25 protein-coding genes are annotated in these 26,367 nt (G+C 54.7%); 15 read left to right on the plus strand and 10 right to left on the minus strand.

What is annotated here, in order from left to right; all coding sequences use genetic code 11:
* The first annotated feature begins 46 nt into the window (after nt 1-46).
* From SH528x_RS01750 to SH528x_RS01775, 6 genes are all read left to right on the plus strand, one after another.
* Nucleotides 47-484: a hypothetical protein gene (locus tag SH528x_RS01750; RefSeq protein WP_442508818.1), complete on the plus strand. Its 438-nt coding sequence runs from the start codon at nt 47-49 to the stop codon at nt 482-484.
* Between the two features lie 181 nt (nt 485-665).
* On the plus strand, nt 666-2,093 hold the full coding sequence (locus SH528x_RS01755) for an efflux RND transporter periplasmic adaptor subunit (RefSeq protein ID WP_442508819.1): 1,428 nt from the start codon (nt 666-668) through the stop codon (nt 2,091-2,093).
* A gap of 13 nt (nt 2,094-2,106) precedes the next feature.
* Nucleotides 2,107-5,664 (plus strand): efflux RND transporter permease subunit, encoded by a 3,558-nt coding sequence (locus tag SH528x_RS01760; protein WP_442508820.1) that lies wholly within the window; start codon nt 2,107-2,109, stop codon nt 5,662-5,664.
* A gap of 70 nt (nt 5,665-5,734) precedes the next feature.
* Nucleotides 5,735-6,640 carry a hypothetical protein gene (locus SH528x_RS01765; protein WP_442508821.1) on the plus strand — a complete coding sequence of 302 codons (906 nt, stop codon included), beginning with the start codon at nt 5,735-5,737 and terminating at the stop codon, nt 6,638-6,640.
* Nucleotides 6,641-6,733: 93 nt separating this feature from the next.
* Nucleotides 6,734-7,105 carry a DUF3147 family protein gene (locus SH528x_RS01770; protein WP_442508822.1) on the plus strand — a complete coding sequence of 124 codons (372 nt, stop codon included), beginning with the start codon at nt 6,734-6,736 and terminating at the stop codon, nt 7,103-7,105.
* Nucleotides 7,106-7,222: 117 nt separating this feature from the next.
* The gene (locus SH528x_RS01775; protein WP_442508823.1) at nt 7,223-7,912 is read left to right on the plus strand and encodes a VIT1/CCC1 transporter family protein; all 690 of its coding nucleotides are present in this window, start codon (nt 7,223-7,225) and stop codon (nt 7,910-7,912) included.
* Nucleotides 7,913-7,968: 56 nt separating this feature from the next.
* Here SH528x_RS01775 and SH528x_RS01780 read toward each other — a convergent pair whose 3' ends face one another.
* Together SH528x_RS01780 and SH528x_RS01785 are read right to left on the minus strand one after the other, a co-directional pair.
* A complete protein-coding gene (locus SH528x_RS01780) occupies nt 7,969-10,455 on the minus strand; it encodes a heavy metal translocating P-type ATPase (RefSeq protein WP_442508824.1) in 2,487 nt (828 codons plus the stop codon).
* A 329-nt stretch (nt 10,456-10,784) separates the two neighbouring features.
* Complete coding sequence (locus tag SH528x_RS01785; protein WP_442508825.1) at nt 10,785-11,387, minus strand: cation transporter; 603 nt, start codon at nt 11,385-11,387, stop codon at nt 10,785-10,787.
* 178 nt (nt 11,388-11,565) lie between these two features.
* Between SH528x_RS01785 and SH528x_RS01790 the strand changes: the two genes are divergently transcribed.
* Nucleotides 11,566-11,994, plus strand: a complete 429-nt coding sequence (locus SH528x_RS01790) for a MerR family transcriptional regulator (protein ID WP_442508826.1) — start codon at nt 11,566-11,568, stop codon at nt 11,992-11,994.
* A gap of 4 nt (nt 11,995-11,998) precedes the next feature.
* On the plus strand, nt 11,999-12,733 hold the full coding sequence (locus SH528x_RS01795; RefSeq protein ID WP_442508827.1) for a heavy-metal-associated domain-containing protein: 735 nt from the start codon (nt 11,999-12,001) through the stop codon (nt 12,731-12,733).
* Between the two features lie 27 nt (nt 12,734-12,760).
* Here SH528x_RS01795 and SH528x_RS01800 read toward each other — a convergent pair whose 3' ends face one another.
* The 3 genes from SH528x_RS01800 to SH528x_RS01810 form a co-directional block, all read right to left on the minus strand.
* Entirely contained in the window at nt 12,761-13,048 is a 288-nt protein-coding gene (locus tag SH528x_RS01800; RefSeq protein ID WP_442508828.1) for a metal-sensitive transcriptional regulator, read from the minus strand.
* Nucleotides 13,049-13,478: 430 nt separating this feature from the next.
* Entirely contained in the window at nt 13,479-15,914 is a 2,436-nt protein-coding gene (locus SH528x_RS01805) for a TonB-dependent receptor plug domain-containing protein (protein ID WP_442508829.1), read from the minus strand.
* A 50-nt stretch (nt 15,915-15,964) separates the two neighbouring features.
* The gene (locus tag SH528x_RS01810) at nt 15,965-16,213 is read right to left on the minus strand and encodes a hypothetical protein (RefSeq protein WP_442508830.1); all 249 of its coding nucleotides are present in this window, start codon (nt 16,211-16,213) and stop codon (nt 15,965-15,967) included.
* A gap of 104 nt (nt 16,214-16,317) precedes the next feature.
* Between SH528x_RS01810 and SH528x_RS01815 the strand changes: the two genes are divergently transcribed.
* Together SH528x_RS01815 and SH528x_RS01820 are read left to right on the plus strand one after the other, a co-directional pair.
* A complete protein-coding gene (locus SH528x_RS01815; protein ID WP_442508831.1) occupies nt 16,318-16,506 on the plus strand; it encodes a hemin uptake protein HemP in 189 nt (62 codons plus the stop codon).
* Complete coding sequence (locus tag SH528x_RS01820) at nt 16,503-17,270, plus strand: TonB family protein (protein WP_442508832.1); 768 nt, start codon at nt 16,503-16,505, stop codon at nt 17,268-17,270. The genes SH528x_RS01815 and SH528x_RS01820 overlap by 4 nt, the downstream gene beginning before the upstream one ends.
* A 22-nt stretch (nt 17,271-17,292) precedes the next feature.
* Here the strand turns inward: SH528x_RS01820 and SH528x_RS01825 are convergent, their stop codons facing one another.
* Together SH528x_RS01825 and SH528x_RS01830 are read right to left on the minus strand one after the other, a co-directional pair.
* The gene (locus SH528x_RS01825; RefSeq protein ID WP_442508833.1) at nt 17,293-17,469 is read right to left on the minus strand and encodes a hypothetical protein; all 177 of its coding nucleotides are present in this window, start codon (nt 17,467-17,469) and stop codon (nt 17,293-17,295) included.
* Complete coding sequence (locus tag SH528x_RS01830; RefSeq protein ID WP_442508834.1) at nt 17,469-17,774, minus strand: hypothetical protein; 306 nt, start codon at nt 17,772-17,774, stop codon at nt 17,469-17,471. Before SH528x_RS01830 ends, SH528x_RS01825 begins: the two co-directional genes overlap by 1 nt.
* A 326-nt stretch (nt 17,775-18,100) precedes the next feature.
* Between SH528x_RS01830 and SH528x_RS01835 the strand changes: the two genes are divergently transcribed.
* The 5 genes from SH528x_RS01835 to SH528x_RS01855 all read left to right on the plus strand — a co-directional run bounded on the left by SH528x_RS01835 (nt 18,101) and on the right by SH528x_RS01855 (nt 22,173).
* Nucleotides 18,101-18,814, plus strand: coding sequence for an exopolysaccharide biosynthesis protein (locus SH528x_RS01835; protein ID WP_442508835.1), 714 nt, complete (start codon nt 18,101-18,103; stop codon nt 18,812-18,814).
* A gap of 104 nt (nt 18,815-18,918) precedes the next feature.
* On the plus strand, nt 18,919-19,497 hold the full coding sequence (locus tag SH528x_RS01840) for a DUF421 domain-containing protein (protein ID WP_442508836.1): 579 nt from the start codon (nt 18,919-18,921) through the stop codon (nt 19,495-19,497).
* A 72-nt stretch (nt 19,498-19,569) separates the two neighbouring features.
* Nucleotides 19,570-19,908 carry a cupin domain-containing protein gene (locus tag SH528x_RS01845; protein ID WP_442508837.1) on the plus strand — a complete coding sequence of 113 codons (339 nt, stop codon included), beginning with the start codon at nt 19,570-19,572 and terminating at the stop codon, nt 19,906-19,908.
* A 216-nt stretch (nt 19,909-20,124) separates the two neighbouring features.
* Complete coding sequence (locus tag SH528x_RS01850) at nt 20,125-21,738, plus strand: vitamin K epoxide reductase family protein (RefSeq protein WP_442508838.1); 1,614 nt, start codon at nt 20,125-20,127, stop codon at nt 21,736-21,738.
* Between the two features lie 96 nt (nt 21,739-21,834).
* Nucleotides 21,835-22,173, plus strand: coding sequence for a four-helix bundle copper-binding protein (locus SH528x_RS01855; RefSeq protein WP_442508839.1), 339 nt, complete (start codon nt 21,835-21,837; stop codon nt 22,171-22,173).
* A 476-nt stretch (nt 22,174-22,649) separates the two neighbouring features.
* On the opposite strand, the gene SH528x_RS01860 is transcribed toward SH528x_RS01855, so the two are convergent.
* The 3 genes from SH528x_RS01860 to SH528x_RS01870 form a co-directional block, all read right to left on the minus strand.
* Nucleotides 22,650-23,114 carry a carboxypeptidase-like regulatory domain-containing protein gene (locus SH528x_RS01860; RefSeq protein WP_442508840.1) on the minus strand — a complete coding sequence of 155 codons (465 nt, stop codon included), beginning with the start codon at nt 23,112-23,114 and terminating at the stop codon, nt 22,650-22,652.
* Between the two features lie 149 nt (nt 23,115-23,263).
* Nucleotides 23,264-24,277, minus strand: a complete 1,014-nt coding sequence (locus tag SH528x_RS01865) for a DUF1559 family PulG-like putative transporter (protein WP_442508841.1) — start codon at nt 24,275-24,277, stop codon at nt 23,264-23,266.
* Between the two features lie 540 nt (nt 24,278-24,817).
* A complete protein-coding gene (locus SH528x_RS01870) occupies nt 24,818-26,326 on the minus strand; it encodes a DUF1501 domain-containing protein (RefSeq protein WP_442512062.1) in 1,509 nt (502 codons plus the stop codon).
* Nucleotides 26,327-26,367: the final 41 nt, after the last annotated feature.

Below are 26,367 nucleotides of genomic sequence, written 5' to 3' on the forward strand. Positions count from 1 at the left end.
TTTATCGCACTAGAAGTTTTGATGCTTGGGGCTTAGAATCGAGCTCATGACCCGATTTGTTTCACTACTGCTGATTCCCTTTTTTGTGCTGGGGCAGGCTCTGCCTCATTCGCACGCGGGAACCGGCGTTGCTGAACCGGATGGTCACGCAGTGCGTCCGCATGTCCATTTGCACTCGCATGACCATCATCATGGTGACGAAACTCATCATCACCATGATGCCGATGAAATGGACCTTGCTGCGGATGCCGAAGGCATTTTGCCAGCATCGGATCACGATTCGGATGCCTTTTATCTGACGGCATCCGGGCAATCGCTGACGCGTCTTTCTCAATCGTTTGAGATTGATGTTTACGCTGCGAATTTGGATGCGTCAACGCTGCCGGTTGTGGTCGATACACGGTGTCGATACCACGCCATTGTTCCACCGGATCCGCTAGCAACACTGCCGATCTATCTTCTCACAGCCTCTCTACGGCTATAGCGGACGCTCCCTTGCGCGTGCTCTGATCATGTGCAAATCCGAGTGACCCGACGGCAATCGCTGCGGGCTTTACCGCTCTTTCTGCTGCCGCTGTCGTCTTGCTTACTCAATCCTGTTTCACCTCTGCGGCTAAGGCTGCGCGGTCGGTGTTGCCCGCTGGAAATCTGTTGAGAATGAACCCATGTTGAAAACTTTAAGATCGCTATTGAGAGCCTTCATTGGTCCCGCAATTATCATGATTGCCGTCGCGGTGATCTGGTTCTTTCGAGCCGAATTGTTGGGTAGCCATGAGGCGAGTGAATCGCCTGCAGAAGAGCAATCGAGCAATCCGGCTGAGAAGCAAACGGTACTGGAAATCAGTACCCAGGCCAGGAAAAATCTGGGTTTGGTATCTGCACCAGCCAGGCCGCAAGAATATTGGAGAACGGTCGTCATTCCTGGTGAAGTTGCTGACCGACCGGGGCTGTCCGATCGTGGCGTTACATCGCCAGCCGTCGGTGTCGTCACGGCGATTCATGCGTTCCCGGGCGACACGATGCGACCGGGCGAGCCGCTGTTCTCGCTGCGTTTGTTCAGCGAGTACTTGCAAGCCACACAGACGCAGTTGTTCAAGGCGCGGCAGGAAACCGCCATTGTGAAAGCCGAAATCGACCGGTTGTCCGGAGCGGTCAGCATCGGTGCCGTTTCGCGTTCCAAGATGATCGAGTTGGAGAGCGAAATCAGTCGCCAGAACACATTGATCCAAGCCGCTCGCCAGGAGTTGCTGACGCGAGGTCTGACTCCGGAGCAAGTGCAGCAGATCGAATCCGGAACATTCGTTTCCACTGTCGACGTGGTCGCTCCGCCCGTGCGAGATTTCGACGCGTTCGCAAATCGTACAGTGCCTCAGGAAATCCAGCAGGTCAATTTTGTTAACGAATTAGCGGAGGACCAGCCGATCGCTTACGAGGTTCAAGAGCTGGCCGTCGAACTGGGGCAACAGGTGCAAGCGGGCCAATTGCTTGCGAACTTATCGAATCACCAGATGCTTTATATCGTCGGTCACGCATTCAAACGCGAGGCTGCGTTTCTCGAACAAGCTGCCCAGGAAAGGCGGCCAATCGAAATCGAGTTCGCCGAGGATCAAGGTGGGCGTTGGCCGCAGTTGGATCAGACGTTCAACATTCGTCATCTGTCGAACTCGATCGATACAAACAGCCGGACGTTTGACTTCTTTGTTCCGTTGTCAAATCAATCGCGATCCTACGGCGACCAGGGACGTGTCTTCATCGTTTGGCGTTTTCGCCCTGGCCAACGGGCTCGCATCCATGTCCCTGTGGAAAAGTTCGATGACGTATTTGTGCTGCCTGCGGAGGCGGTTGTGCGAGAGGGGCCCGAGGCGTACGTGTTCCGGCAAAACGGTGATCTGTTTAAACAGATTCCTGTTCATGTTCTGCACGAAGATCGACGCTCGGTTGTGATCGCCAACGATGGCGGCATCACGATCGGAGCTTTCTTAGCACAAAACTCAGCCGCCTCGCTCAATCGTGTGCTCAAGTCACAGTCGGCTAGCGGAAAAGAACCCGGTGTGCATGTTCACGCCGACGGCACAACTCACGCGGCCCACTAAGGAAACACATTCAATGCTTGACGCAATCATCAAATTTTCGCTGCGTTACCGCATGCTAGTCGTCGTCGTCAGTCTGTTTGTATTGGTCTACGGATCATACTTGGCTGCGCAGATGTCGATCGACGTTTTTCCGGACCTGGATCGCCCTCGAGTGGTCATCATTACGGAAGCTCCCGGACTTGCGACCGAAGAAGTCGAGACGCTGGTGACGCAGCCGATCGAGATTGCGCTGATGGGTGCTAACGGCGTCCAAGCGGTTCGCAGTCAATCGACGGCGGGATTGAACGTGATCTATATCGAGTTCGATTGGTCAACGGAGATTCGTGCCGCTCGTCAAACCGTGCAAGAACGATTGTCCACGCTGGAGGGTATATTGCCCGCTGGAATTCGTCCGCAGATGACACCGCCGTCCTCGATCATGGGCCAGATTATTGTCGCGGGGATTTACCGGCAAAATGGTCCTAGCGGTGGACGTCTCACTCAGGTCGGCAATACCGAAATGATGGCCGAGATGGTCATCAGCGAAAACCAGAACTTTCAGATCCGTGTTTGGAAGCCAGGCAATCGCCATGACCTTTCAACGTGGCAGCAAGTTCAGACACAGGAAATTCAATGGGACGACGATCCTGAATTTAATATCTCGAAAACTGAGCCGACGGCGCTAGCCGCGGGTATCTTGGGAATAACGTCGACGAACAAAGGGCCCGAGGCTAGCGTCTACGGCTCACAACTCGCACCCGTTGGCACTGCCGAGATCAGAATTAACGGCAAGTCACACGACGCACATTTTTACAGTGATGCCAAGCAACAATTGGAATTGCGCACCGTCGCGGACTGGATCATTCGACCGCGACTGCTGAAAGTTACCGGCGTGGCGGAAGTGTTCATGCTCGGCGGCGACCGCAAACAGTACCAAATCCTGATTGATCCGACCGCGCTGCTCGAATATGACGTCACGGTTCAAGAGGTTGAACAGGCGCTACGAGCCAGCAATATCAACACCAGCGGTGGCTTCGCCGTCACGGGCGAGACCGAGCGACCGATTCGAATTTTGGGACGGTTGGGTCCAGAATCACGGGTCGTGATCGAAGACTTGAAGAAAGTCCCCGTTGGCAACCATCCCAAGCGTTCCGTCTTGCTCGAACAAGTCGCACGCGTCACCGAGGGAGCGCAGTTCAAGCGTGGTGACGGAAGCGTCAACGGTCGCCCGGGAATCGTGTTCACGACCGTCAAGCAACCTCACGTTGATACACGTGATCTGAGCGATGCGGTCGCGGAGGCATTTGTCGAGGTCGAGGCATCATTGCCCGCAGACATCATCGTTAACTCGGAACTATTCCGGCTCAGAAACTTTATCGACCGAGGCATCTTCAATGTTGCCGAGGCACTCGTGATCGGTGCGGTGCTGGTCATCATCGTGCTGTTTCTGTTCCTGCTGAACTTTCGCACAACGTTTATTACGCTCACTGCGATCCCTCTTTCGCTCGTCCTGACAACGCTTACTTTCCGCATTATGGGTTGGTTGAGCGGAACGGAGCTTTCCATCAACGTGATGACGCTCGGCGGAATCGCCGTTGCGATGGGAGAACTCGTCGACGATGCGATCGTCGATGTTGAAAACATTTTTCGTCGACTTAAGCAGAACAACCTGTTACCGATCGAAAAACAGAAATCATCCATCGTCATTACCTTCGAGGCGAGCAAAGAGATTCGTAGTTCGATCGTGTTTGGAACGGCGGTCGTGATCCTTTCCTTCATGCCGTTGTTCGCACTGTCAGGCGTCGAAGGTCGCTTGTTCACGCCGCTGGGTTTCGCCTACATCGTGTCAATTTTGTCGTCGTTCGTCGTGTCGATGACCGTTACGCCAGTGCTTTCCTATTATCTGCTGCCGAACTCGCGTGCCACGCACCACGAAGGCGATGGTTTTTTGTTGCACAGCTTGAAAGCGATCGCGACTCATCTGATTCGTCTCAGCATGGCGATGCCGCGAACGCTGTTCCTTTTGACATGGATCGCCGTAGCCTTGGCCGCGTGGCAGATGTCGATGTTGGGGCGAAACTTTTTGCCGCCCTTTGATGAAGGCAGTATTCAAGTCAACGTCACTCTGCCGCCTGGATCGTCGCTGGATGCTTCGAACAAAGTTTCAGGGGCAATTGATTCTGTATTCCAGTCGATGCAAAAGACGACCGACAATCCGGATGGCGAGATTTTGCACTTCGTTCGCCGAACTGGACGAGCTGAAATGGACGAACATGCATCGCCCGTTAATTTCGGCGAATACATCCTCAGTATGAACCCAGAGTCGCCGACCGAGCGAGAAGAAATCCTCGCGAGACTCCGCGAGAAAATCAGCAATGAAGCACCCGGCGTTGACATCGAGGTCGAGCAACCGTTGGCGCACTTGATCAGTCACATGATTTCGGGCGTCTACGCTCAAATCGCGATCAAGATTCACGGGGATGACTTGGATACCCTGCAGCGAGTGGCCGAACAGGTCAAAGCAACGATCCAGGACGTTCCAGGGATCACGCCGCCGGTCGTTGAGCCGATTCAAGAGACAGCGGAGTTGCATATCGCACTTCGCGCCGACGACTTGGCATTGCATGGACTGACTCGCGAATATGTTGCGGACGTTTTGCAGACGGCGCTGCAGGGTGAAGTCGTCTCGCAGGTCCTTGAAGGGCAACGCCGATTTGATTTACTTGTGCGACTGGAGGAGGAGTATCGCACCGATTACGCGAATCTTGATCGACTTCGCATCGACCTGCCCGATCGTGAGGGGCAACCCGATCGCGGACAGATCGAACTTCGCGAGGTTGCGGATGTGGGTGTCGGCACCGGGCCAAATTCGATCAATCGCGAGAACGCACGGCGTCGGATTGTCATTCGCTGTAATACCGAAGGCCGCGACTTGGCCGGTGCGGTCAATGACATCAAGAGTCGTATTGGAAACCAAGTCGAAATGCCGGTGGGCTATTTCATTGAATACGGAGGACAGTTTGAGAGCCAACAACGTGCGACGCAGCTGATCATTGTGCTAGCCGGGGTTTCGGTGGTAGGCATGTTCATCGTGTTGTTGGTCTTGTTTCCATCGATCCGCATCGTTCTGCAAATCCTAAACGCGCTCCCAACCGCGTTCATCGGTGGTGTGATGGCGCTCGTCATCACGCAACAAAGTCTGACGGTTGCGAGTCTCGTCGGTTTCATCTCGCTCGGAGGCATCGCGGTCCGCAACGGCATTTTGTTGGTGACTCACTACTTCCACTTGATGAAGGAGGAAGGTGAAGACTTCACTCAGGCGATGGTAATGCGAGGCAGTCTGGAAAGGCTTGCACCTGTATTGATGACCGCACTGACGGCGGGTATCGGTCTGATTCCGCTTGTGCTGGGCGGTCAAGAACCGGGCCGTGAAATTCTCTATCCTGTTGCCACCGTCATCCTCGGCGGACTGACGACATCGACATTCTGTGAATTCCTCATTCACCCTGGACTCTTCTGGAGATTCTCTGGCAAGGACGCTGCTCGACTTGCAAGGCTCAAAACGGAGGATGACGAATTTGGAATGAACTAATCAAATAAGCCGCATTGCTGCAATCACCAGCGTTAGAAATTGTTTGTCAAAAACTCAAAGGAACCTTTCAATGAAACTCTCAACCCCAACATGTTCACTCGTCTTTTGTGGACTCATCGGATTCACAGGCTGCAAAAAAGAAACCGCCACACCCGTCACGCCCACTGCACCCGCCGCTCCATCGAGTGAAGAGGGCGGGCATGTTCATGCCGATGGGACCGTGCACGCTGCGCACGGTGGTCACGCTGCTGGTCCGCACGACGGTACCGTCGTCGACTGGGGCGGCGGTAAGTACCACGTCGAATTTACAGTCGATCACGACAAGCAACAGGGCACGGTCTACATCCTTGGCTCAGACGAGAAGTCGCCCGTTCCGATCGACGCCGAGTCCATCGACTTGAGTATCAATGATCCCGTGATGCAGGTGAGTCTGAAAGCTGCACCTCTGGACAGCGATCCCGCAGGCAAAGCATCACGCTTTATCGGCAACCACAAGAGTTTAGGCGTCGTGCAGGAATACGCGGGAACAATTGTTGGCGTCATCGACGGCACGCCGTATTCCGGTGACTTTACCGAAGAAGCTCACGGCGCCCACGGACATTCGCACGGACCCGATGACGCGTTGGTTTGGGAAGGCGAAACACGAGAACATGCAGGGTTGAAGATTCAACTTGGACACCACGGGAAGCAACTACACGCGGGCGAAGAAGTCGAACCGGCGGTTTCCATCGTCCGCGACGGAAAGCCTGTCGACGATGCCAAAGTTTTCAATGCATTGGTCAGTGCCGACGGCCAAACGGTTCTGGCGAAGGAAGTCGCGACCGTATATGAGCCAACCACGGACGACGAACCGGCCCACTACGCCCAAGGAGCCCTGGCGATTCCTAGCGGCGTTTCCAAAGTCATCCTTCGTTTCCGTATTGTCCCGGCTGGTGCGGATCCGGTGACGTTTGACGTTCCTGTGACGGTTGAATAGTCGGGATGGATCGAACCCACGCGAGAGAACTTTGCCCCGAGACAACAGGGGCATCGGTACTGCCAAAGTTTTGAACCGAAAGGTGTGAACGTCATGGTTTGGATGATAGTCAAGGCGTTGATCTCGGCAGCGGTGATCGTCGCGGTTGCCGAGATCGCTGGACGGATGCCGAGAGTTGGCGCGCTGCTGTTGACATTGCCGATCATCAGCATCCTGGCGTTCGTGATGACATGGAATAAAGAACACGACATGAGCTCGATAGCGGCTTTGGCTCGCGCGACGCTCGTTCTCGTTCCACTCGGACTGCCGTTCTTCGTGCCATTCGCGATTTCCAATCGGACAGGTTTGTCGTTCTGGCCATCGTTCGTGATCGGCGTCCTGTTGGCGTCGATAACGATTGGCACGTGGTTTTGGATTTCATCACCCCCTAATCGACATCAATCTTCGATCGAAAATGGGCAATGAATACGGTCGGCGGTGAACGATAACTTCGCCGGGAATCGGTGCGGTTTGTAAATGCCTTCTGCGACTTGATTGCAGGGGAAATCCCGCTCCCACCACTTTTACAAAGGAATACTTCGCATGAGACATATCGAACGCCATCGTACGGACAGAATCGGTTGGTTGCGTGCGTCGGTACTAGGGGCGAACGATGGAATCATTTCAACGGCTAGCCTTGTGGTCGGCGTCGCTGCCGCGGAAACAACACGCGGTAACATTCTTGTTGCCGGAGTGGCGGGATTAGTCGCGGGGGCGATGTCGATGGCGGCGGGCGAGTATGTTTCGGTCAGTTCGCAATCCGACACCGAGAGCGCAGACCTGGAACGCGAGCGTCAAGAGCTAGTCGATATGCCGGAAGCGGAGTTAGCCGAATTAACGGCGATCTACGTTCAGCGAGGTCTTGATCCGAGCCTTGCAGAGCAGGTCGCAAGCCAACTCTCGCAGCACGATGCGCTGGCAGCTCACGCGCGGGATGAACTGGGTATTTCTCACCAAACGACAGCTCGCCCCGTTCAAGCTGCACTTGCCTCCGCAGCTAGCTTTGCCATCGGCGCAGCCCTGCCGCTGGGAACTGCCTTCGTTGCTCCTGAGAAGCAGCTCGTGATGGTCGTGACCATTTTGTCACTGGTCTTCTTAGTAATCCTCGGGGGCATCTCTGCCAAGGTGGGTGGTGCGCCGTTGGGAAAGGCGGTCGCACGAGTTACATTTTGGGGAGCTTTAGCAATGGCAGCCACTGCGGGCATTGGCAAAATCTTTGGTGTTTCCGCGTAAACGGTGACATTGCAATTGCCTGTTACTTGCTTCTCACGAAACCCGATGATGGGTGGTTACTTTGATTGGTACGCGAGCAATCGCAGGGCATTGATCACCACGACCAGAGTGCTGCCTTCGTGCAAGGCGACAGCGGGGCCGATGTTAAGGCCGAGAATCGTGGCGGGGACGAGGAAGGCGACCATACCGAGGCTCATCCAGAGGTTTTGACGGATAATGCGGCGGGTGGCCCGACTGAGACCAATCGCGAGCGGCAGATGGTCGAGGTTGTCGGACATCAGGGCCACATCGGCGGTTTCGAGGGCAACGTCACTGCCGGCTGCGCCCATTGCGATGCCGACCGAAGCGGATGCCATCGCGGGAGCGTCGTTGACTCCGTCGCCCACCATCGCGACGCCGGTTTCGCTGTTGAGTTTCTTGATCTCTGCAACTTTGTCTTCGGGCATTAAGTCGCCTCTCGCTTCATCGAGGCCAACCGCTTTGGCAACGGCGTCGGCGACTTGTTGATTGTCGCCGGAAATCATGATCATTCGCTTGATTCCGAGTTCACGCAATTTTGCAATGGTTCGTTTGGCGGCTTCGCGTGGCGTGTCCATCAAGCCAATCACACCGAGATAGCGGTCGCTATGCCGCACGATCATTGTCGTGCGCCCTTCAGCTTCGAGCGATTCAACCGTCTGGCGAATTGAATCGGGCAGAGGCGAGCCTTCGACTTCGTCAAACAAATCATCCTTTCCAATATAAGCAAGCTTGCCTTCCACTTCGGCTTGAACGCCACGCCCCGTGATGCTCTTTAGGTTCGTCGCTGCTGCAACAGAACTCATGTTTCCCCCACTCCCCATCTCCCGCTCTCCCAGCTTCTTCCTCCCGTCTCGAACGACGGCCTTCGCGAGTGGGTGTTTGCTGAGCTCCTCGACCGCGATCGCAATCCGCAACAATTCCGATTCGTCGACGCCATTGGCCGGACGACTGTCCGTCATGCGAGGTTCGCCTTCGGTTAGTGTGCCTGTTTTGTCGAAAGCAATGGCATCGAGTCGACCAAGGCTTTCAAGCGGTCCACCGCCTTTGACGAGAACGCCACCGCGAGCGGCACGTGCCACACCGCTTAGGACGGCACTGGGCGTGGCAATCGCGAGCGCACACGGACTTGCTGCGACCAGGACCGCCATTGCACGATAGAAGGAATCGCTGAAGGGTTCATCAATGACCAACGGTGCAAACAACAACAGCACAACACCCGCGATCACCGACGGAACAAAGTAACGCTCGAATTGTGTAGTGAATTTTTGCGTCGGTGAGACTCGTGTTTCCGCTTCGCTGACCATCGTGACGACACGAGCAAGCGTATTTTCGGCTGCGGTCTTGGTGGCTTGGATTTCGATCGCACCGGCTTGATTGATCGTGCCCGCGAACACGCGATGTTCAGACGCGATCGACTCGGGATCAGCCGCTGCGGCTTCACGATCGACAACGGGTTGCTTGTCAACGGGAACGCTCTCGCCCGTGATCGTCGCTTGATCGATGCTGGATTCTCCCACAATGACGAAGCCGTCGGCGGCGATTCGCTCATCGGGTTTGACGATCACGACATCACCGACTTGCAATTCCTCGATGGTGACTTCGGTTTCCTTACCTTCACGCCGAACACGAGCAGTGCGTGGTGCAAGTTCGGACAGAGCTTCGATCGCTCGTTTGGCCCGGCCCATTGCGTAGCCTTCGAGGGCGTGTCCGATGCTGAACAGAAACAGCAACAATGCACCCTCGGCCCATACGCCAAGTGTCGCAGCACCAACCGCCGCCACAATCATCAGGAAGTCGATCTCAAATTTACCTGCTCGAATCTTCTCGACGGCTTCTTTGGTCGTAAAGTAGCCGCCAAAGAAGTAGGCGACTACGAATAGCGTCACGGGAATCCAGTCGGCGGCTTCGGTGAAAGTTTCGAGCAGCCATCCGACCAACAAGAACGCTCCGCAAAGAATCGCGAAGATCAACTCGGTCTTCGGTCCAAATATCCCGCCATGAGCGTGGTCGTGCCCCGATTGAGCATGACCTGGATCTTGTCCCTCCTCGTCGTGTTGATATCCGGCATGAGGGTCGGTGGAGCCAGACTCTGACTTTGCCCATTCTTTGAACGCGTCTGAAATTGTCGATTCGTTTGTCTTGGTCCGATCGTATTCCGCTCGCACGGTGCCATCGGGCGACATCACCGCTTCGAGAACTCCATCGATACGCCCCAACCGCGACTCGATAGCCGATGCACGACGAGCGTGGATCGCCGGTGACTTCGTTATCCAGTGTCCGTATCGCTGATCTAGCTCGACGCCTGCTCGCCTTGCCAGTTCGCGAACTTGACCGGTTGATACGACGCTAGGATCGTAATGAATGCAGATTTGGTCGGGGCCGTCTCCGTTAGACTTCAGCAGATGAGCCAAGTCAATTCCAGCCTTGGCCTGAAGCAGATTGGCCAGACGTTCAACGCAGTGGTCGCTTGAGTCAGGAATCGAGGGAAGTAGGAATTGAAGTTCAATCTTTTGTTTGTTCATTGCTGCTATGATCGTCTATCGGCAGCGTGACCAAGTGCTCGCCAAGATTGGAATGAATAATCAAAAGTTGCGGTTTTTCGGTATTCAATTTTTATGTGGCTTCTACGCTAACATAGATGTTCTCGATGGCCAGGGCATTGATTTGAGCAAATACCATTCCGGTTGCAGCGTTCATAAGACGATGACGCTTCATCGGCACGCATGAAAAGCTTGGGGGGTCCAAAAGTACCAAGGCACGATGACCGATGTGATCGACGGCACACCCTACTCGGGTGATTTTAAAGAGGAAGCTCACGACCACTAGGGAATTCAAACTTGCCAATTGTAAATTACGTTGATTTCGATTCCGCCTTCGATTCTCTCAATATCTGCCACCCCCCGCGAGTGACAATCGCGGCGATGACGATGCCGATGATGAGGTCGGGGATTTGCGAACCGAGTGCCAGCACGAGTAGGCCTGAGGCGATGACGCCAGCGTTGGCGATGACGTCATTGGCCGAAAAAATGTAGGACGCTCGGAAATTAATGTCGCCATGTTTGTGCTGCGCGATGAGTTTTAGGCAAATCGCATTGGCGATCAACGCAATGATCCCCATACCCATCATCGCGGCGCCGATCGGTTCGCCGCCACCGAGAAATCGACGAGCGACTTCAATCAACACGCTGATACCGAGCACCAGTTGCAACACGCCGCTGGCGGTGGCGGCGTTGTGTCGGATGGATGCGGATCGACCGACGGCGTACAGACTGATAGCGTAAACGCTGGCGTCGGCTAACATGTCGAGTGAATCTGCGATCAGCCCCGTCGAACTGGCCAGCAACCCCGCAATGATCTCGACGACGAACATCGCCGCGTTGATCAACAGCACAATGCGCAACGTCTTCCGCTGAGACTCACTATCGGCTTCCAACTCACATCCGCAGTCAGTCATCGTTTCCTATTAAGTCAGTGGTAGAGGCTGTCGCCTCCGACAACGGTAGCTTATTGGCCAGTGAAAACAATCCTATCTCGAGGAAACGCTTGCATACCATTTCTTATCTCGCGGATCCATTTACACTTGACTCTGTACTATTGTACGGAGTCGATAATGTGTAGTGGAGGAAGATGAGATGGCGGGGTTTACGATCGGAAAAGTCGCAAAGGCCTCGGGCGTGGGAGTCGAGACGGTTCGCTTCTATCAGCGAAGCGGATTGATCGATGAACCCGCGCCGCTAAGGACGTCCTTTCGCGAATATCCTGACGCGACGGTGGATCGCATCCGGTTTATTAAGCGAGCCCAGAATCTTGGATTTACGCTTGCCGAGATCCAGGAATTGCTTGGATTGTCAGAGCGGCCTGGGGCGTCACGACGTGAAGTAAAAGCAATGGCAGAAGCCAAATTGGTGTCGATCCAGCAAAAAATTGCAGACCTTCAACAGATGGAAGCCACGTTATCTCAGCTTGTTCACGATTGCTCGGGCCGGGGAAATGTCCCTGGTTGTCCCATCATTGAAGCAATCGTTGGCGACACAAACAACTGTAATCGCAATAGAGCTTAAAACCATGAACACTACATTTTCGACCACCATGACTTGCGGTGGATGCCTCAGCAAAGTCACCCCGTTTTTGGACAACGAACCAAGTGTCCGGCAATGGAAATCGGATTTAAGCGATCCGAGAAAACTGATTCACGTCGAACTCGCTCCCGAAGGACGTCCCGAGCACATCGTTGACTTGATCGGGCAAGCGGGCTTCACAGCATCGGTCATCCCAAATGAACCGGCAACCGCATCGCTCTCGCCTCCCGCAGCCAAACCCGCGTTCAGCTTGTCGACGTACAAGCCGTTGTTTCTTGTCGTTAGCTATGTGATTGGCGCCACGGTGTTGGTTGAATCCATTCATGCCGATTGGCAATGGTCTCGGGCGATGAGTTACTTCATGGGTTTCTTCTTCTTGGGGTTTGCGTTTTTCAAGTTGCTGAATATCTCAAAATTCGCCGACGCCTTTTCGACCTACGATATCATCGCCCGCCGATCGCGTCCCTACGCGCTCGCCTACCCTTGGATCGAAGTGACGCTCGGGTTGTTGTTTGTCACCGGGACCCAGCTGATGGCGGCGAACGTCGTGACCGCGATTGTGATGAGCATCGGGTTGGTGGGAGTGATTGCGGCAGTAAGAAAGAAGCAAGCGATTCAGTGTGCTTGCTTGGGGACCGCATTCAATTTGCCGATGTCGGTGGTCACGATCATCGAGAACAGTGTGATGATCGCAATGGCGCTGGCCATGTTAGCTGCTTAGACGATGGTGCAGCCCCAGAATAGCAAATCAGTCAATGACCCCTGCGTATTTGCGGAATAGATTGACGAGTTCTTCTAGTTTCTCCTCGCGATCGTGAGAGTCGCCGTTTTCAATCGCCTCGGTCACACATGTCCTCAGGTGTTCTTCGAGTACAATTTGGCCGACCTTGCCCAACGCGCCTGTCGCGGCGGACAGCTGCATCAGCACGTCGACGCAATATTTATCTTCGTTGATCATGCGAGCCACCGCTTCGACTTGTCCCACGACACGCCGCAGGCGGTTGGCTAATTTTTTCTTTTCTTCGTCATCAAGCATGGCAATGAAGTTCTATCGAACAATGCGAAAAGAGCGACTTTTCGCTGAAGAGGCCGCGGATTAATCAGAGGAGAAATACTGTCGACTTCTGCTCCACAAATTTCGCGACCTAGGTTGGAAAGTTCCATTGTACCTAGCCGTCAATAATTCGGCAGTACACGTTTGCTGAACAAAAATTCGGTGGCGGGCATCCTTTTCTGGACCCGATTCGTAAGTCACAGGATCGCCAAAATGACGCTCCTATCGATTAGAGCAATTTGACAAACAACGTGGGATTCGAGCTGTAGCTACGTTCGCCAGAACGTGGTCCACCGTCTGGCGGCGGTAGCTACATCAAAAGTAAAAATGATCTCGATTGCTCCTTTTCTCGTGGCGCTATCGAATTGGCCACATTGTCCCTACGCCAGCAACGATGCCAAAGGCACTTCGATCACATCGCGTACTGATAGCCAAAGACGGCGTTGAAACCTGTCCCGTCGACGCCGCTGCCGAGCACGCGATAGTACTTGTCCGTGATGTTTTCCAACGACAGCGACACCTGGTGTTGGTTCTTGTCGCCGAACGATCGGCCCGTCCGCACGTTCAGTGTTGCATAGCCCGGCGTACCGCCTGGGATGAACCGCACGTCGCCGAGGTTCGAGTCGTTGTAGCGGTCGGCGCGACGCACCAACCACGTGTACACATCGACATAGGCTCGCGGTTCAGGAACCGTCAAACGCATTCCCAAGATTCCCTGGGTGGGCGGGATCCGCGAAATCGGATCGTCCGTCGAGGTCAGTTGGCCATACGTGTAGGCAAAGTTTCCGTACAGCGACAAGTTGCGATACAGCATGTATTCGCCGCTGAGTTCGGTGCCGTTGAGGTATGCGGTTTGATTGGTCAGAAAGTCCGAACCCCCGATCGTTTCCCGCGCCAGGATGCTGTCGAAGTCGGTCCAGTATTCGACGAGTTGCAATCGCAACCGATCGTGGTTGTATTTCAGCCCGACCTCGTACGTGTAGCTGTGCTCGGCTTGGGCAGACAGGTTGCCCACGAGCGGCACCGATGCATTGTTTTGCAAGGACGTTTTGTTCGCGGTCAAATCGTCAATGGTCGGAGCACGAAATCCTTCGTAAACGCCACCCACTAAACGCACTCGTTCGGTCAACAAATACGATAACCCGACACTGGCAATCCAATCTTGATACGAACGCTCGAAAAACGTGGGACCAAGCGTGTCAAAATTTGGAGTGCCCGAAACGTTGATATTCTCGTAGCGGACGCTTGTGGTTGCGTCGAGCCGCTCGGTCAACGGTACGTTCCACGACAGAAATACACCCACTCGATCGGCTGCGGAGTCGTCAGGGTATTGAGGATCCGTCGACGTTGGCGTGGCCCCTGGCGATGTGGGATTGTCGATCCGGACCCGCTCGGCGTCGATCGATTCGGCATAAAAATCGGTGCCGTATGTTAATTTGCCAAAGTCACCGATGCCTTTCACTGCGGACAGCGTCGCACCCCAACCGAGATCATCGAACTCACCGATCTCACGACGCGTGGGTTCCGCCGCGGGGCTATTGCTGGAATAGCGATCCACCACGCTCGCCTCTTTGGTGCGTGAACCCGATAGTGTTAACGAATAGGCATCGGCAAAGAAAAGATCGTCCGCCGCCAGACCTTCGAGTCGTGCGTAGATCAAATCACGTTGCTGCGGATCAAACGCCGTCGGTCGCTGGGTCGGCACGCTTCCATCGGAAGCGGGACCAAGCACAAAGGGCAAGAAGCGATCGCTACGTTTGAGATCTTGTTGCTCGAAATGTTGCAGCGCGACGGTCAATAATGAATCTTCGTTGAGCATCCGTTGCAGTTTAATGTCGCCCGCGTACTGGGTGTAATCCGTTGCAGGTTGGCGCCCGAAATCGCCGCCGACATCGACATTGCCGACATCCAGATACGAGATGCCTCCCGTGATACCGGTCGCTCTATACCAACCGCTGAACCCCGTCCGGGTGTACGACGATGCTTCCGCCGTGCTATAGATTTGACTAAACTGAGGACTGAAGTAGTCGCCACGCAGCGGGTCTGCGGACCGTGTGACGACATTGATCACGCCCCCGATCGCATCGCTGCCCCACATCGCCGATTCGGCACCGCGAATGACTTCGATGCGTTCGATCGACCCTGGATCAATCGTTGCAGCATATTGATTCGGGCCCGGTCGCAGGATACTAGTATTCATGCGAATGCCATCCACGAGGACCAGAATTTGTTGGCCGGTCAAACCGCGAATGAATGGCGACAATTGTCCGTTGCCGGTTTGTTGAAGCGTGACGCCGACTTCGTTTTGCAATGCACGATACATCGTGGTGGCTTGGCGTCGGTCGAGGTCATCGCGGTCGATGATGGTCGCCATTTGTGGCGTATTGAACAGATCCGACTCGCCACGCACGACGCTGTTCAGGCCCGTTGGATTGCTTGCACCACCCCCGAACATCTGATTGCTTAGCGAGGGAAACGATTCGTTGAAAAACGCCTCGTTCGCGGCGTCCGTTTGGGATGGGGTATTGCCTGAGGGGGGCGACGGAGGCATCCCGAAATCGTCCCCCGACGGCACAAACGACTCACTTGCGGACGCCTCGGTTTCTGGATCGCCTGAGGCAGCTGTCGGAGGGCTATTGAGGTCGGCCGATGGCTCAGGAGTCGCCGGAACGTCGGGAGGCCGAACTTCAATTTCCGGCAAGGTGGCTTGCTCGTCCTGTTGCAGCAGCGTTGCCAAAGTGATGGTTTGATGTGCGGACGCAGCGTTGAATCCATCCTCACTGAATCCAATCGTGCCCATTCCAATCATGGCCAGCATCGCTAGGGCGAGTCGTGAAATCCGTTTCACAGCAGCAGTATCCTTGTTTCACAAACGATGCATCGGCCGTGGCAACAAGGCTAGACGCTTGCAATCGTTCTGATCGAGCTATCCCATTTCATCGGTGTACTCGATTCGATTGCTTCATTGCCTTTCTTTGGCAGCGTCAAAGTCAACGTATTGCGAACGGCCGACAGCGATTTTGCCGGAAATGACGGTGGAAACTTCGCCTGGGTCGGTGGGTAATCCGTCGCCGTGATCTTCGGGCCGATCACGCTAAAGCCCGAAATGACCGAAATTAACAGCGATTTTGCGTGCCGCCGCCGCATGGCACGCCCCGTGCTAAGAAGAATCCTCCGAAGCCGGTCGACGACCTCGCCGGTGTTCCCCCCGTTCTTCTAATTCCTCTATCGAGTGCCGTAGCTGACTTTCTGTGACAGACTCTGAACCTTCCGATCCTGCTGTCCCTACCCCGTCAAATTGGGCCTCCTCGGAATCATTGCCGCGTATTGTTCCGTCATCCGAATTGCTGGATGGACGCCGCGAGGTCTGGATTGAACATGGTCCCGAAATGTATAGGCTTCGCTTGACCGCCTCGGGGAAGTTATACTTAACAAAGTGAAAGACTTTAGCCTTTTTGCACGATCGACGGGATTTTCCCTTGCCCTACATGCCACCGCGGTGGCAGCGATTTGTGCTGTCCCGATGACGGTAATCGATCGTTTCTCGCTGCATGGCGATTCGCAAGTCGTCACTGTCCAGCTGAGCATGACGATGCCCTCTGCGTCGCCTGTCTCGATCGATCCAGTGCCACTCGATCTGGCGACGGAACCGGAAATGGAAGCCCTTGTTGCGGAGCCTGTGTTTGCGGACACGTTGACGGACGACGTCTTGCGCGATCGGCAAACAACGATCGCCAAGACCATCGTTCCGATGCCTTTGCGAGTGCCCGACGTGCAAATCGATTCCCCCGTTTCGCGGACGCGTCGATCGCAACCGCAACGCGAGCTGCCAACCGTGACGGATGTCGCTGCGAAACGTCCACGTCAGCCACCTGTGGCCGCGTTCACCCCCAGCGTTTCCATGAATCCGATGGAACAACTGGCAGGAGTCTCTGAGCGGACTCCCGCCGACTTTTCTGCCAACGCCCCACCCCAATACCCTGCCGATGCAGTGGCTCGGCGTCTCGAAGGCACGGTGAAGTTAAAGCTCATCATCGATGCCACGGGGCGAGTCGAGCGGGTCGAAGTTGTTGGCTCCAGCGGTCATGGGCCTTTGGACCGTGCGGCTGTCGAAGCGGTCCAGGCATGGCAGGGCCAGCCTGCGAAACGTTATGGGCATCCGGTTGCGTCTGAGGAAGTGCTGCCGATCCGCTTTCGCTTGTAATAAGAATCCGAATCGGTCAGACCTATACCGTCGTCCTGCTGTTCATTGCCATAGTGCCGGTACGGATTCGCCATTGTTCGACTTGCTGGAATTGCGATTCCGCTCGCTCGATCAACCGTCCATATTCGAGGCTCAGCAGTTCTGGATCGCTCAGAGATTGCAGCATCTGCCACAATGCACGTTTGCCAAGAATGCCCATCAATAGAAATTCGAGAGCTTGAAAGTTTCCGAATTCACCTGCTGTGGTCGTCCAAACTTTGGCATCGTTACCTTAGCTCCGGCCCATGCCACCGCTTGCTTGACCGCTCCGGGCATCGCGTCGTAACGCGTGATCAGTCCCTCGAGTTCCGCCTTGTCCTGTTCGATTTCGCGCAGCAGGGTTATAGCAAAGTCGCCCAGCGGTTCTCCCTGGTTCTCGTCGATTAGCCGCTCGATCACGTCGGTCGCCGCAGTCGCTCCGGCACGATGATCATTTAGATAGGTCGTAAGCAACTCGAGATTCATAACACGTCTCCTCGATCCCTGTTTCCGCCATATGGCATGCTCTCGCCCAAGCGGTTATCCCAGGGCGATGACTGAATTTTGAAAAACAGCGAGGTCGCAATTGGCGTACCCATCACGAATGCATTTGCCAGATTTTTATTAACCTTCTTTGGCACATCGTATGCAGAATTACTCATTGGGCTTAACGTAGCCTAGGCTACGTTTTGGAACGTCGTCGCTTTGAGGATTTGGACATCCATTGTGGAGTCAAACGCAAAGAAACTTGGTCGATCCACTGCCGCAGCGGTCATTGTGCGTCCAGTTTCGATGGAGAGAAAGGTACTCGGATGAGCTATTTTACAGTAGATGAAAGTCGGCCGGTCTCGTCGCAGCCGATGTCGCATGACTCACATGACCCGAGACAATCCGACAAAGAACGATCCGGCAAGGAGCAGTCCGATCAGGGGCAATCGGGCGAGGACGAAGTTCACGATCTGCAGGGCGTACTGGACCGCGTCGAATCGGCAGCGGATGACGGATCCAAAGTCTCGATCGGCGATGTGATGGACCGTCTGGGGAGACACTCGTTCGCGCCGATGTTATTGTTGCCAGGATTGATCATGGTCGCACCCGTGGTCGGCGACATCCCTGGCGTCCCCGTGATGATGGGCTTGATCGTTCTTTTGGGCAGTGTCCAAGTCGTAATGAAACGCGACCATTTTTGGATTCCCGGCTGGCTAGAGAATCGCAAGGTCAGCAGTACCAAGGTGTCCAAGACGATCGGTTGGTTGCGGAAGCCTGCTCAATTTTTGGATCGTTGGTCCGAAGAACGCTACACATATCTCGTTGACCATGCAGGCATCTACGTGATTGCAGCCGTTTGCATCGTAATTGCCACGGCGACACCGATTATGGAAGTCGTGCCGATGAGTGCCAACGTGGCGGGTGCCGCGATCACCGCATTTGGTCTGGCGATCCTCGCACGTGATGGTTTGATTGCGATGCTGGCAATCGCCTTTTCGCTATTGACCGCCGGACTGTTGGTCTATCAATGGATCTAGTTTCCAAAATGGTACAATAAAGTCGCCCGACGTTTCCGACGTCGGTTTGTACTCCTCCGACGTCGGGCGACTTTGGGCATGGAAAATGCATCGATTGAACGGCCATGAATGACATTGGCTTCAAAATGATCTTCGACGGCTGGGCGCCCGTAGTGCGGACCCTTGTCCTCGGAACGTTGTCGTATCTCGCTCTTGTCTTTTTGCTGCGACTCAGTGGCAAACGCACGCTTTCCAAAATGAACGCGTTTGATTTGGTTGTCACCGTCGCGTTTGGCTCGACCCTGGCTTCGATTTTGACATCGAGACAAGTCTCGCTCACCCAAGGGGTGCTCGCTCTGGGACTGCTTGTGCTGCTTCAGTTAGTCAACACTTTTTTGGCGGTGCGCTATTCGGGGTATCAAACATTGATCAAAGCCCAGCCCACTTTGATCTTTTTTCAAGGGCAATTCCTTACCGATGCGATGCGAAAGCAACGGGTTTCGCAAGAGGAAGTGCTCGCAGCGATGCGTCAACACGGCGTCGCGGAACCCAACGAAGTTGACGCAGTCGTGATTGAGACCGAAGGCTCCTTGTCGGTGCTGGCAAAGAACGCATCGTCGCTCGACGCACTGGATCGTGTTGGCGTTTCGACAAGCGGTTCGTTGGGCAATCGAAAGGATGCAGCGAAGTCGTCCTCGCACTGAACAACGCAATTTCAGCAAGGTAATTTGTGCAACGCAATCTCTTCATCTTCAATCACACACGGAGCCCCCGTCATGCTACGCCGACAACTCGAATTCTTATCGAACTTTCATGTCGTTGCAGGGAATGAGCGTTCTCAGGCGGCGGTGATGGTGCTGGCTAAAGGTGACTCCACGGGCGGCTCTGACAATCGTCATGAAAACAGCGATCAATGGCTCTATGTGGTTTCTGGCGAAGGAGAGGCAGTGGTTCAAGAGAGACGCTACCCGTTGAAATCGGGGACACTGTTGCTGATCGAGCAGAATGAAACACACGAGATCATTAATCTCGGCGACGGCCCGCTAAAGACCGTGAATTTTTACGTTCCCCCGGCCTATCATGGCCGAGAAGGATCGCCGCCGTCGCACGACTGAGTGCAATATAACGCCGCTGGTCGCGCTGCCGCTCCGTCTCAAACTCTTCCGCTCAGTCGGTACCCTGGCATGGTATTTGCCATCTTGCTTGTTTCATCGGGCATCCCATCGCGGATAGGCCATTGAGTGTGAAACAACCCGTTTCGTTTTGCGTGGTCTGATGTATTGGATGCAATCCTCTAATCTTCAAACCCCAACCGATAACCAGTCTGAACGATGAGCGACCAATCGAAGCACGGCATGATGGGATCCCGCGGCGTCTCGCGTCCGATGGCCGAAATGGCAATGAAAAAGGGGCAGCACGACGGGGACGATCCTAAAGAGGATCACGGGGACGGCAAGGGCAGCGGCCACAGCAGTGATCACGGGGCCGGGCATGAAATGAGTCGCGATGATCGCCTGTCGATGCTGAAAATGCACCACAAGCAAACGTTGTGGGTTTATTGGACGCTGCCGATGTTGGGGATCTGGTTGATCTTGGCACCCTTTAACTTTGGTTACCTTAACGAGGCTTTGTGGGTGGACCCCAGCGGTGGGCGGGGGCCATGGTATGCCGAGGAATCAACGGCAGAGCTTCGCCAGTTGCGTGCGTGGTTGATGACCACAAGCGACGTAATCTCGGGGTTGTTGTTAGTGGTATTGGGATGGCGTTCGCTCAAGCCCAATCGCCCCTACAGTTTATGGGCATGTTGTTTCGTCGGTGTTTGGTTGACCTTTGCTCCGATTCTATTTTGGGCGCCTACCGCTGCATCCTATGTCAACGATTCGTTTGTCGGCATTCTGGTGATGGCGTTAACGATCCTGATCCCAGGGATGCCCAACATGATCATGTACATGCAGCACGGGCCGGCGACGCCGCCCGGTTGGAGTTACAACCCGTCGAGTTGGCCGCAACGCTGGTCGATGATCGCCGCCGGCTTTGTTGGCTTTGTTGTCTCGCGTTATCTGGCGATGTTCCAGCTTGGTTACATCGACTTTGTGTGGGACCCCTTCTTTGGATTTGAAAGTGGGACCAAGAAGGTGCTCAATTCCAAGATGTCCCACATGTGGCCGATCTCCGACGGTGGGCTCGGCGTAGCGTCCTATACCTTTGAATTTATGATGGGATACATGGGAAGTCCCTCGCGTTGGCGAACGATGCCATGGATGGTCGCCTTCTTTGGCGTCTTGGTTATCCCGCTGGGATTGACGCATATTGTCCTCGTGATTTCACAACCGGTGCTTGTACACCACTGGTGCGCGATGTGTTTGTTGGCGGCCATGGTGATGTTGCCGATGATCCCGTTGGAAGTAGATGAAGTGGTCGCGATGTTCCAACATGTTCGCCAAGCCAAACGGCGTGGCGATCGAGGCGGGTCGTTGTGGCAAATTTTTTGGAAAGGCGGGAAGGCAGACGGATGTACCAAAGACGAACGATCCCCTGAGCTAATCGAGATGCCAGAGAAACCGTGGCAGGTAATCAAAGCATCGATTTGGGGGATGAGTTTTCCGTGGACATTGGTGGTCAGTACCGCACTGGGGGTCGGGATCATGGCCGCGCCCACTTGGTTCGGAATCGATATCAAAACAACCGCAGCGGATATTGGACATCTCGGTGGCGCGTTGATCGTGACCGTTTCGGTGATCGCGATGGGCGAAGTCATCCGCATTTCACGCTACTTCAATACGTTGTTGGCGGTTGCGGTCGCCGTCGGTCCTTGGTTGGTTGACTCGGCGACCACGGGGTTTGCCATCACCAGCAGTGTGCTCGGGATCCTTGTGCTGATCTTCACCATTCCGCGAGGCAAGATCAGGGAATCGTATGGATCGTGGGACCGTTTCGTTCGTTGACGATCGATTCGCATGTGCTTTTATCTCTAAACACAGCCACGTTGCGGGGCACATGACTGTGTTGTTTGAACCACGCCCCCGCTATGGAGAGTAACGATGAGTAACCAACGTTTTTCCAGTTGTATCGAAGCTTGTCTTGATTGTGCCCAAGCCTGTGAGCATTGCGCAGAGGCATGCCTTAGCGAAAAAGATGTCAAGAAGATGGCCGATTGCATTCGCACCGACCGCGATTGTGCAACGCTTTGCTGGTCCACCGTTGCGCTGATGAGTCGCGATTCGCAATTCAGTGCAAAAGCCTGTGAATTGCTGGCGGAAGTTTGTGAAGCGTGTGCGAAGGAATGCGGGCAGCACGATATGGACCATTGCCAAGAATGTGCAACTGCATGCAAGAAATGTGCTGCGGAGTGCCGCGAGATGGCTGGCGCCCGGGCGTAACTTCGGATCGCTCCCCATTCGTCGCAATAGGAATGACGGTGCATTCCCTTTCGCTCTTGCAACCAGCGCAACCGGTTGCAAGAGCGATTTTTTTCAGTCCTCTTGCAACACAGGTTCACTCATCTTGACCTGGTATCGTTTATCCAGTCACTTCTTCGTGAAAAAAGGAGTTGTGCGGATTTCAAGGTGAGTGGTAGCAACCACTTGCTTTACCCTCCCAACGAAGTTGGGAGCGAGTATTCCGGGGAGGGCTAATGGCGCTGAACGTGCACGCAGTCATCTCTAACACCCCGATGCCCCACCCAGAACTTGCTCCGCTCGTTCTGACCTCCCCCAAAACAAGTTTCGGGGAGGTGAAGCACACTAAGCGAGCAGCTTCCGACAACCTGAAAAACACGCGAACTCAAAAGTTTCATAGTCCAGACTAACTCTAAAACGCCCATTCAAGTGAGACCGAATACCTTTGGCATAGCTGCTCAACGCTTCGTTGCCTTTGGGCGCGAGCTCAATTCAAACGACAATCCTTCTTGTCCTGTGGCTGGAATCGTTGCATAGATCGGCGATTTCTCGGGATGGCTGTAAATTTCAGGCAACTGGTTGATCAGGTTCGCATCGGCTGCGGATGTGCCTGGGGGAATCGGCGAGCCATCTGGCATCGCATACTTGCGGAATAACACCATATAGTTGCCCGGGACGACTCCCGTGACTTCTGGTTCCGATTGCAGCGTGAACGTGCCGTCGGAGCCGCTTGTTGCATAGCCGCCGCGCCCCATAACGCCACGCTGAGGAACAAGCGTCAACGAGACGCCCTCGATGGGTTTGTTATCGAGCAGCACGGTTCCTGTTGCTGCAACGACTTCATACGTGGTGCCGCCATCACAACCGATACTGGCGAGTGTCAAAATTGCGACGCTGCATAGTAATGGATTTAAAATCTGCATTTTCTAATGTCCGAATAACTTTACGAGAGGGGTCAAAACAATCTTGGTCAGGAAGGACACGGCTCCCATGCGAGCCGTGTTGTCAATGTATCGTTGCTGTGTTCAAGCGGTCGCGACACGAGAGCGACCGGTGTCAGATTACAGCCGATTTAGAACTCTTCGATGACTTCACCGTCGGCGATGTACGCCAAGTGCTGTAGGATCGAAATTTCTGTCGATTCACTGATGAACCGAACTGAACCGTCGGCCATTGTGAATTGAGCACCGCCGGGATGCACGCTGCCGGAGGTCGACCAAGCACTCAAGCGACTAGCTTGACGCGTTCGATTAAAGGGCACCGTATCCCACGCACAACACAGCAGGTTGTTGATCCCCAGGCTGTAAGCCAAGTCCACGCCGTTGCCGACCCACTTGGTGTATCCCCATGTCTGCGGAACACCGTCGTGCACGCCACGAAGCGTTTCACAAACCGCGACCGTGTTACTGGAACCATCGATCAAATCTCGCATTCGAGACGAATCGTCCATGCCAAACATGCGACGCGTCAACTGATCTTCTTGGCTCCACTTGGACGCCGAAGATGAAATTCGGCGAATACTGAACTCGTAATTCGTGAACGCTCCTTCAAGTGTGGTCGTGCCTGGCGAGATCGAATAGCTTGTACTCGAAGTCGTTGCGTAATGAGTTGGGTTTGGATCCGAAGGACACAAGAATGACTCGACGGCGGTGCTGATGGCCACGTCGTTGGTATTGCCGAATTCGCCTGGCTTGGGGCCCGAAAGCGTGCTTTGGCCTGAATCGCGAACGTAGGACCCTGTCGACATCGAGGTGTCGATTTGTTCGTACAGGTTTTGCTGCTCGATGTAGGGCAATACTCCCATCCAACCACGGTGATTTCGGACGTTGGTTTGTCCGGGGATCGCGGTGCCTGACGTAATCGATCCCGCCTTACCCGCGGAATAAGGGAACTTATTAAACGCACTGTGGTAGTTGTGCAGGCCAAGCCCGATTTGCTTCATGTTGTTCGAACATGACATTCGCCGTGCTGCTTCGCGTGCTGCTTGAACCGCAGGCAACAGCAAGCCAACCAATACACCAATAATGGCGATAACGACCAAAAGTTCAACGAGCGTAAAAGCGAGGCGACGTTGCGGAAACTGCATTACAAAGACCCTTCAAGAAGTAAATGGACTCAAGCCGAATGGAAATATTCGGCTCACACTCATACCGCCTAAGAAGGTCGGGTTCGCAAACCCCGCGCCAATGTGTGCGTCGCCTTGATGTGGCGGTCGGTGGCACGATCCAGCCTGCGATTTCGGTGGATCCACTAGGGGGAACTGCCATGCACAGCGGTGAAGTAGCGTTTCCACGATGCCCCTTGCTCTTGCGCATCTCCCTCGGTTGGTGTGGCTGCGTCGGACTAGACGGATGGCTTCGTTTTTTTCGCAAAAGCGTCGATGGGGGATTGCGCTGCGACGCGGTTCAATTTGATCGCTGCGGAATTTGTTGGCACTGTGGTGCCTGATGTGCAAGCAATTGCAGCACTTGCAAAGCGTCAGCTCGTTGCACAAGCCGGAGAACTGAAGGATGCGCAGCCGATTTGTTCATCAAAGTCGACCTGAAACTTAAAATCTATACAGTTCTTCGGTGTCTATAGACATCGATCGCTTGTGATTCGTACCGCAGATTTGGGTCGAACGCGGCTAAGCCAAAATGTCATTGACCACATGACCATGAACATCGGTCAACCGAAAGTAGCGTCCTTGGAATCGGAAGGTCAGCTTTTCGTGATCGATGCCCATTTGCTGCATGATGGTGGCATGCAAATCGTGCACGTGAACTGGATTTTCGGTGATGTTGTAGCACACCTCGTCCGTAGCACCGTAGGTCATCCCCGGTTTGATGCCTGCCCCGGCCATCCACAGCGAGAAGCATCGTGGATGATGATCACGTCCGTAGGTTTCTGCGTTCAGCGCCCCTTGGCAATAAGACGTTCGCCCAAACTCGCCGCCCCACACGACCAAGGTGTCTTCGAGCAATCCAAGGCGTTTCAGGTCGTTCACCAGAGCCGCAGTGGGTTGATCGGTATCGCGGCATTGCCCAGGCAATTGTTTGGGCATGGTGAAATGTTGGTCCCATCCCATGTGGAACAACTGGATGAATCGCACGTCTCGTTCCGTCAATCGCCGAGCCAGCAAGCAATTGTTGGCATACGTGCCGCGTTTCATCACGTCGGGACCATAACTATCGAGCACGTGTTGCGGTTCATCCGAGAAATCGGTCAATTCTGGAACCGAGGTCTGCATCCGATAAGCCAACTCGTATTGTTGAATACGTGTGTGAATTTCCGGGTCGCCGAATTCGTCAAGCTTTTCTTCATTCAGCTTCGCTAAATCATCGAGCATCCGCCGCCGCGCCGTTGCATCGAGCCCGTCGGGGTTACTCAGATAAAGCACCGGGTCGCCGATGCTCATCAGTTTGACACCCGCATAGGTTGACGGCAAAAATCCGCTGCCCCACAGTCGATCATAGAGCGGTTGGCAATTGGGACGCCCCGTACCACGCGACACCATGGCAATGAATGTCGGCAGATTATCGTTCATCGAACCCAGTCCATAATGCATCCATGAACCGATACTTGGCCGTCCCGCCAATTGATGTCCCGTCTGGAAAAACGTGATTGCCGGGTCATGGTTGATCGCTTCGGTTTGCATCGACCGGATCAGGCACATGTCATCGGCAAGCGAGCCGATGTGCGGGATCAGTTCGCTGCACATCTCGGTCCCCGCTTCGCCGAATTTATCGAATTTCCAGCGAGCTCCCGCCAGAGGAAACTTACTTTGTCCTGCCGTCATCCCCGTGACCCGCTGATTCATGTCGACGAAATCACGCAGCTCTTTGCCTTCGTGCTCGCGGAGCAGCGGTTTCGGGTCGAACAGTTCTTGCTGCGATGGCGCACCGCTTTGAAACAGGTAGATGACCCGTTTGGCTTTGGGCGGGTTGTGATACTGCTTCAGCACGCCGCTTGGGGCTGGGAACTCGGGTGCAGATGGCGTGGCTTCGGCGGCCCAAGCTTCGCTGCCTAGCATCGATGCGAGTGCTGCGGTTCCTACGCCCGACGCGGTTCGCCCAAAGAAATGCCGACGTGTCAGCATCAATCGGCTTTCGTCAGCGACTTGGTTCGGCTTTTGATTGTCGGTGGGCATGGTCATCACGAGTCCACGAGGCGGTGGGGGAAGTGTGTTAGGGAATT

Source organism: Novipirellula methanifontis (genome assembly GCF_052161655.1).
In the GTDB taxonomy this organism is placed as follows: Bacteria; Planctomycetota; Planctomycetia; order Pirellulales; family Pirellulaceae; genus Novipirellula.

What these genes read in the sequence shown, in the direction of transcription:
- SH528x_RS01750 (WP_442508818.1), top strand. Translation starts at nt 47, where the DNA reads ATGACCCGATTTGTTTCACTACTGCTGATTCCCTTTTTTGTGCTGGGG.
- SH528x_RS01755 (WP_442508819.1), top strand. Translation starts at nt 666, where the DNA reads ATGTTGAAAACTTTAAGATCGCTATTGAGAGCCTTCATTGGTCCCGCA.
- SH528x_RS01760 (WP_442508820.1), top strand. Translation starts at nt 2,107, where the DNA reads ATGCTTGACGCAATCATCAAATTTTCGCTGCGTTACCGCATGCTAGTC.
- SH528x_RS01765 (WP_442508821.1), top strand. Translation starts at nt 5,735, where the DNA reads ATGAAACTCTCAACCCCAACATGTTCACTCGTCTTTTGTGGACTCATC.
- SH528x_RS01770 (WP_442508822.1), top strand. Translation starts at nt 6,734, where the DNA reads ATGGTTTGGATGATAGTCAAGGCGTTGATCTCGGCAGCGGTGATCGTC.
- SH528x_RS01775 (WP_442508823.1), top strand. Translation starts at nt 7,223, where the DNA reads ATGAGACATATCGAACGCCATCGTACGGACAGAATCGGTTGGTTGCGT.
- SH528x_RS01780 (WP_442508824.1), bottom strand. Translation starts at nt 10,455, where the DNA reads ATGAACAAACAAAAGATTGAACTTCAATTCCTACTTCCCTCGATTCCT.
- SH528x_RS01785 (WP_442508825.1), bottom strand. Translation starts at nt 11,387, where the DNA reads ATGACTGACTGCGGATGTGAGTTGGAAGCCGATAGTGAGTCTCAGCGG.
- SH528x_RS01790 (WP_442508826.1), top strand. Translation starts at nt 11,566, where the DNA reads ATGGCGGGGTTTACGATCGGAAAAGTCGCAAAGGCCTCGGGCGTGGGA.
- SH528x_RS01795 (WP_442508827.1), top strand. Translation starts at nt 11,999, where the DNA reads ATGAACACTACATTTTCGACCACCATGACTTGCGGTGGATGCCTCAGC.
- SH528x_RS01800 (WP_442508828.1), bottom strand. Translation starts at nt 13,048, where the DNA reads ATGCTTGATGACGAAGAAAAGAAAAAATTAGCCAACCGCCTGCGGCGT.
- SH528x_RS01810 (WP_442508830.1), bottom strand. Translation starts at nt 16,213, where the DNA reads ATGCGGCGGCGGCACGCAAAATCGCTGTTAATTTCGGTCATTTCGGGC.
- SH528x_RS01825 (WP_442508833.1), bottom strand. Translation starts at nt 17,469, where the DNA reads ATGGGCATTCTTGGCAAACGTGCATTGTGGCAGATGCTGCAATCTCTG.
- SH528x_RS01830 (WP_442508834.1), bottom strand. Translation starts at nt 17,774, where the DNA reads ATGAATCTCGAGTTGCTTACGACCTATCTAAATGATCATCGTGCCGGA.
- SH528x_RS01835 (WP_442508835.1), top strand. Translation starts at nt 18,101, where the DNA reads ATGAGCTATTTTACAGTAGATGAAAGTCGGCCGGTCTCGTCGCAGCCG.
- SH528x_RS01840 (WP_442508836.1), top strand. Translation starts at nt 18,919, where the DNA reads ATGAATGACATTGGCTTCAAAATGATCTTCGACGGCTGGGCGCCCGTA.
- SH528x_RS01845 (WP_442508837.1), top strand. Translation starts at nt 19,570, where the DNA reads ATGCTACGCCGACAACTCGAATTCTTATCGAACTTTCATGTCGTTGCA.
- SH528x_RS01850 (WP_442508838.1), top strand. Translation starts at nt 20,125, where the DNA reads ATGAGCGACCAATCGAAGCACGGCATGATGGGATCCCGCGGCGTCTCG.
- SH528x_RS01855 (WP_442508839.1), top strand. Translation starts at nt 21,835, where the DNA reads ATGAGTAACCAACGTTTTTCCAGTTGTATCGAAGCTTGTCTTGATTGT.
- SH528x_RS01860 (WP_442508840.1), bottom strand. Translation starts at nt 23,114, where the DNA reads ATGCAGATTTTAAATCCATTACTATGCAGCGTCGCAATTTTGACACTC.
- SH528x_RS01865 (WP_442508841.1), bottom strand. Translation starts at nt 24,277, where the DNA reads ATGCAGTTTCCGCAACGTCGCCTCGCTTTTACGCTCGTTGAACTTTTG.
- SH528x_RS01870 (WP_442512062.1), bottom strand. Translation starts at nt 26,326, where the DNA reads ATGACCATGCCCACCGACAATCAAAAGCCGAACCAAGTCGCTGACGAA.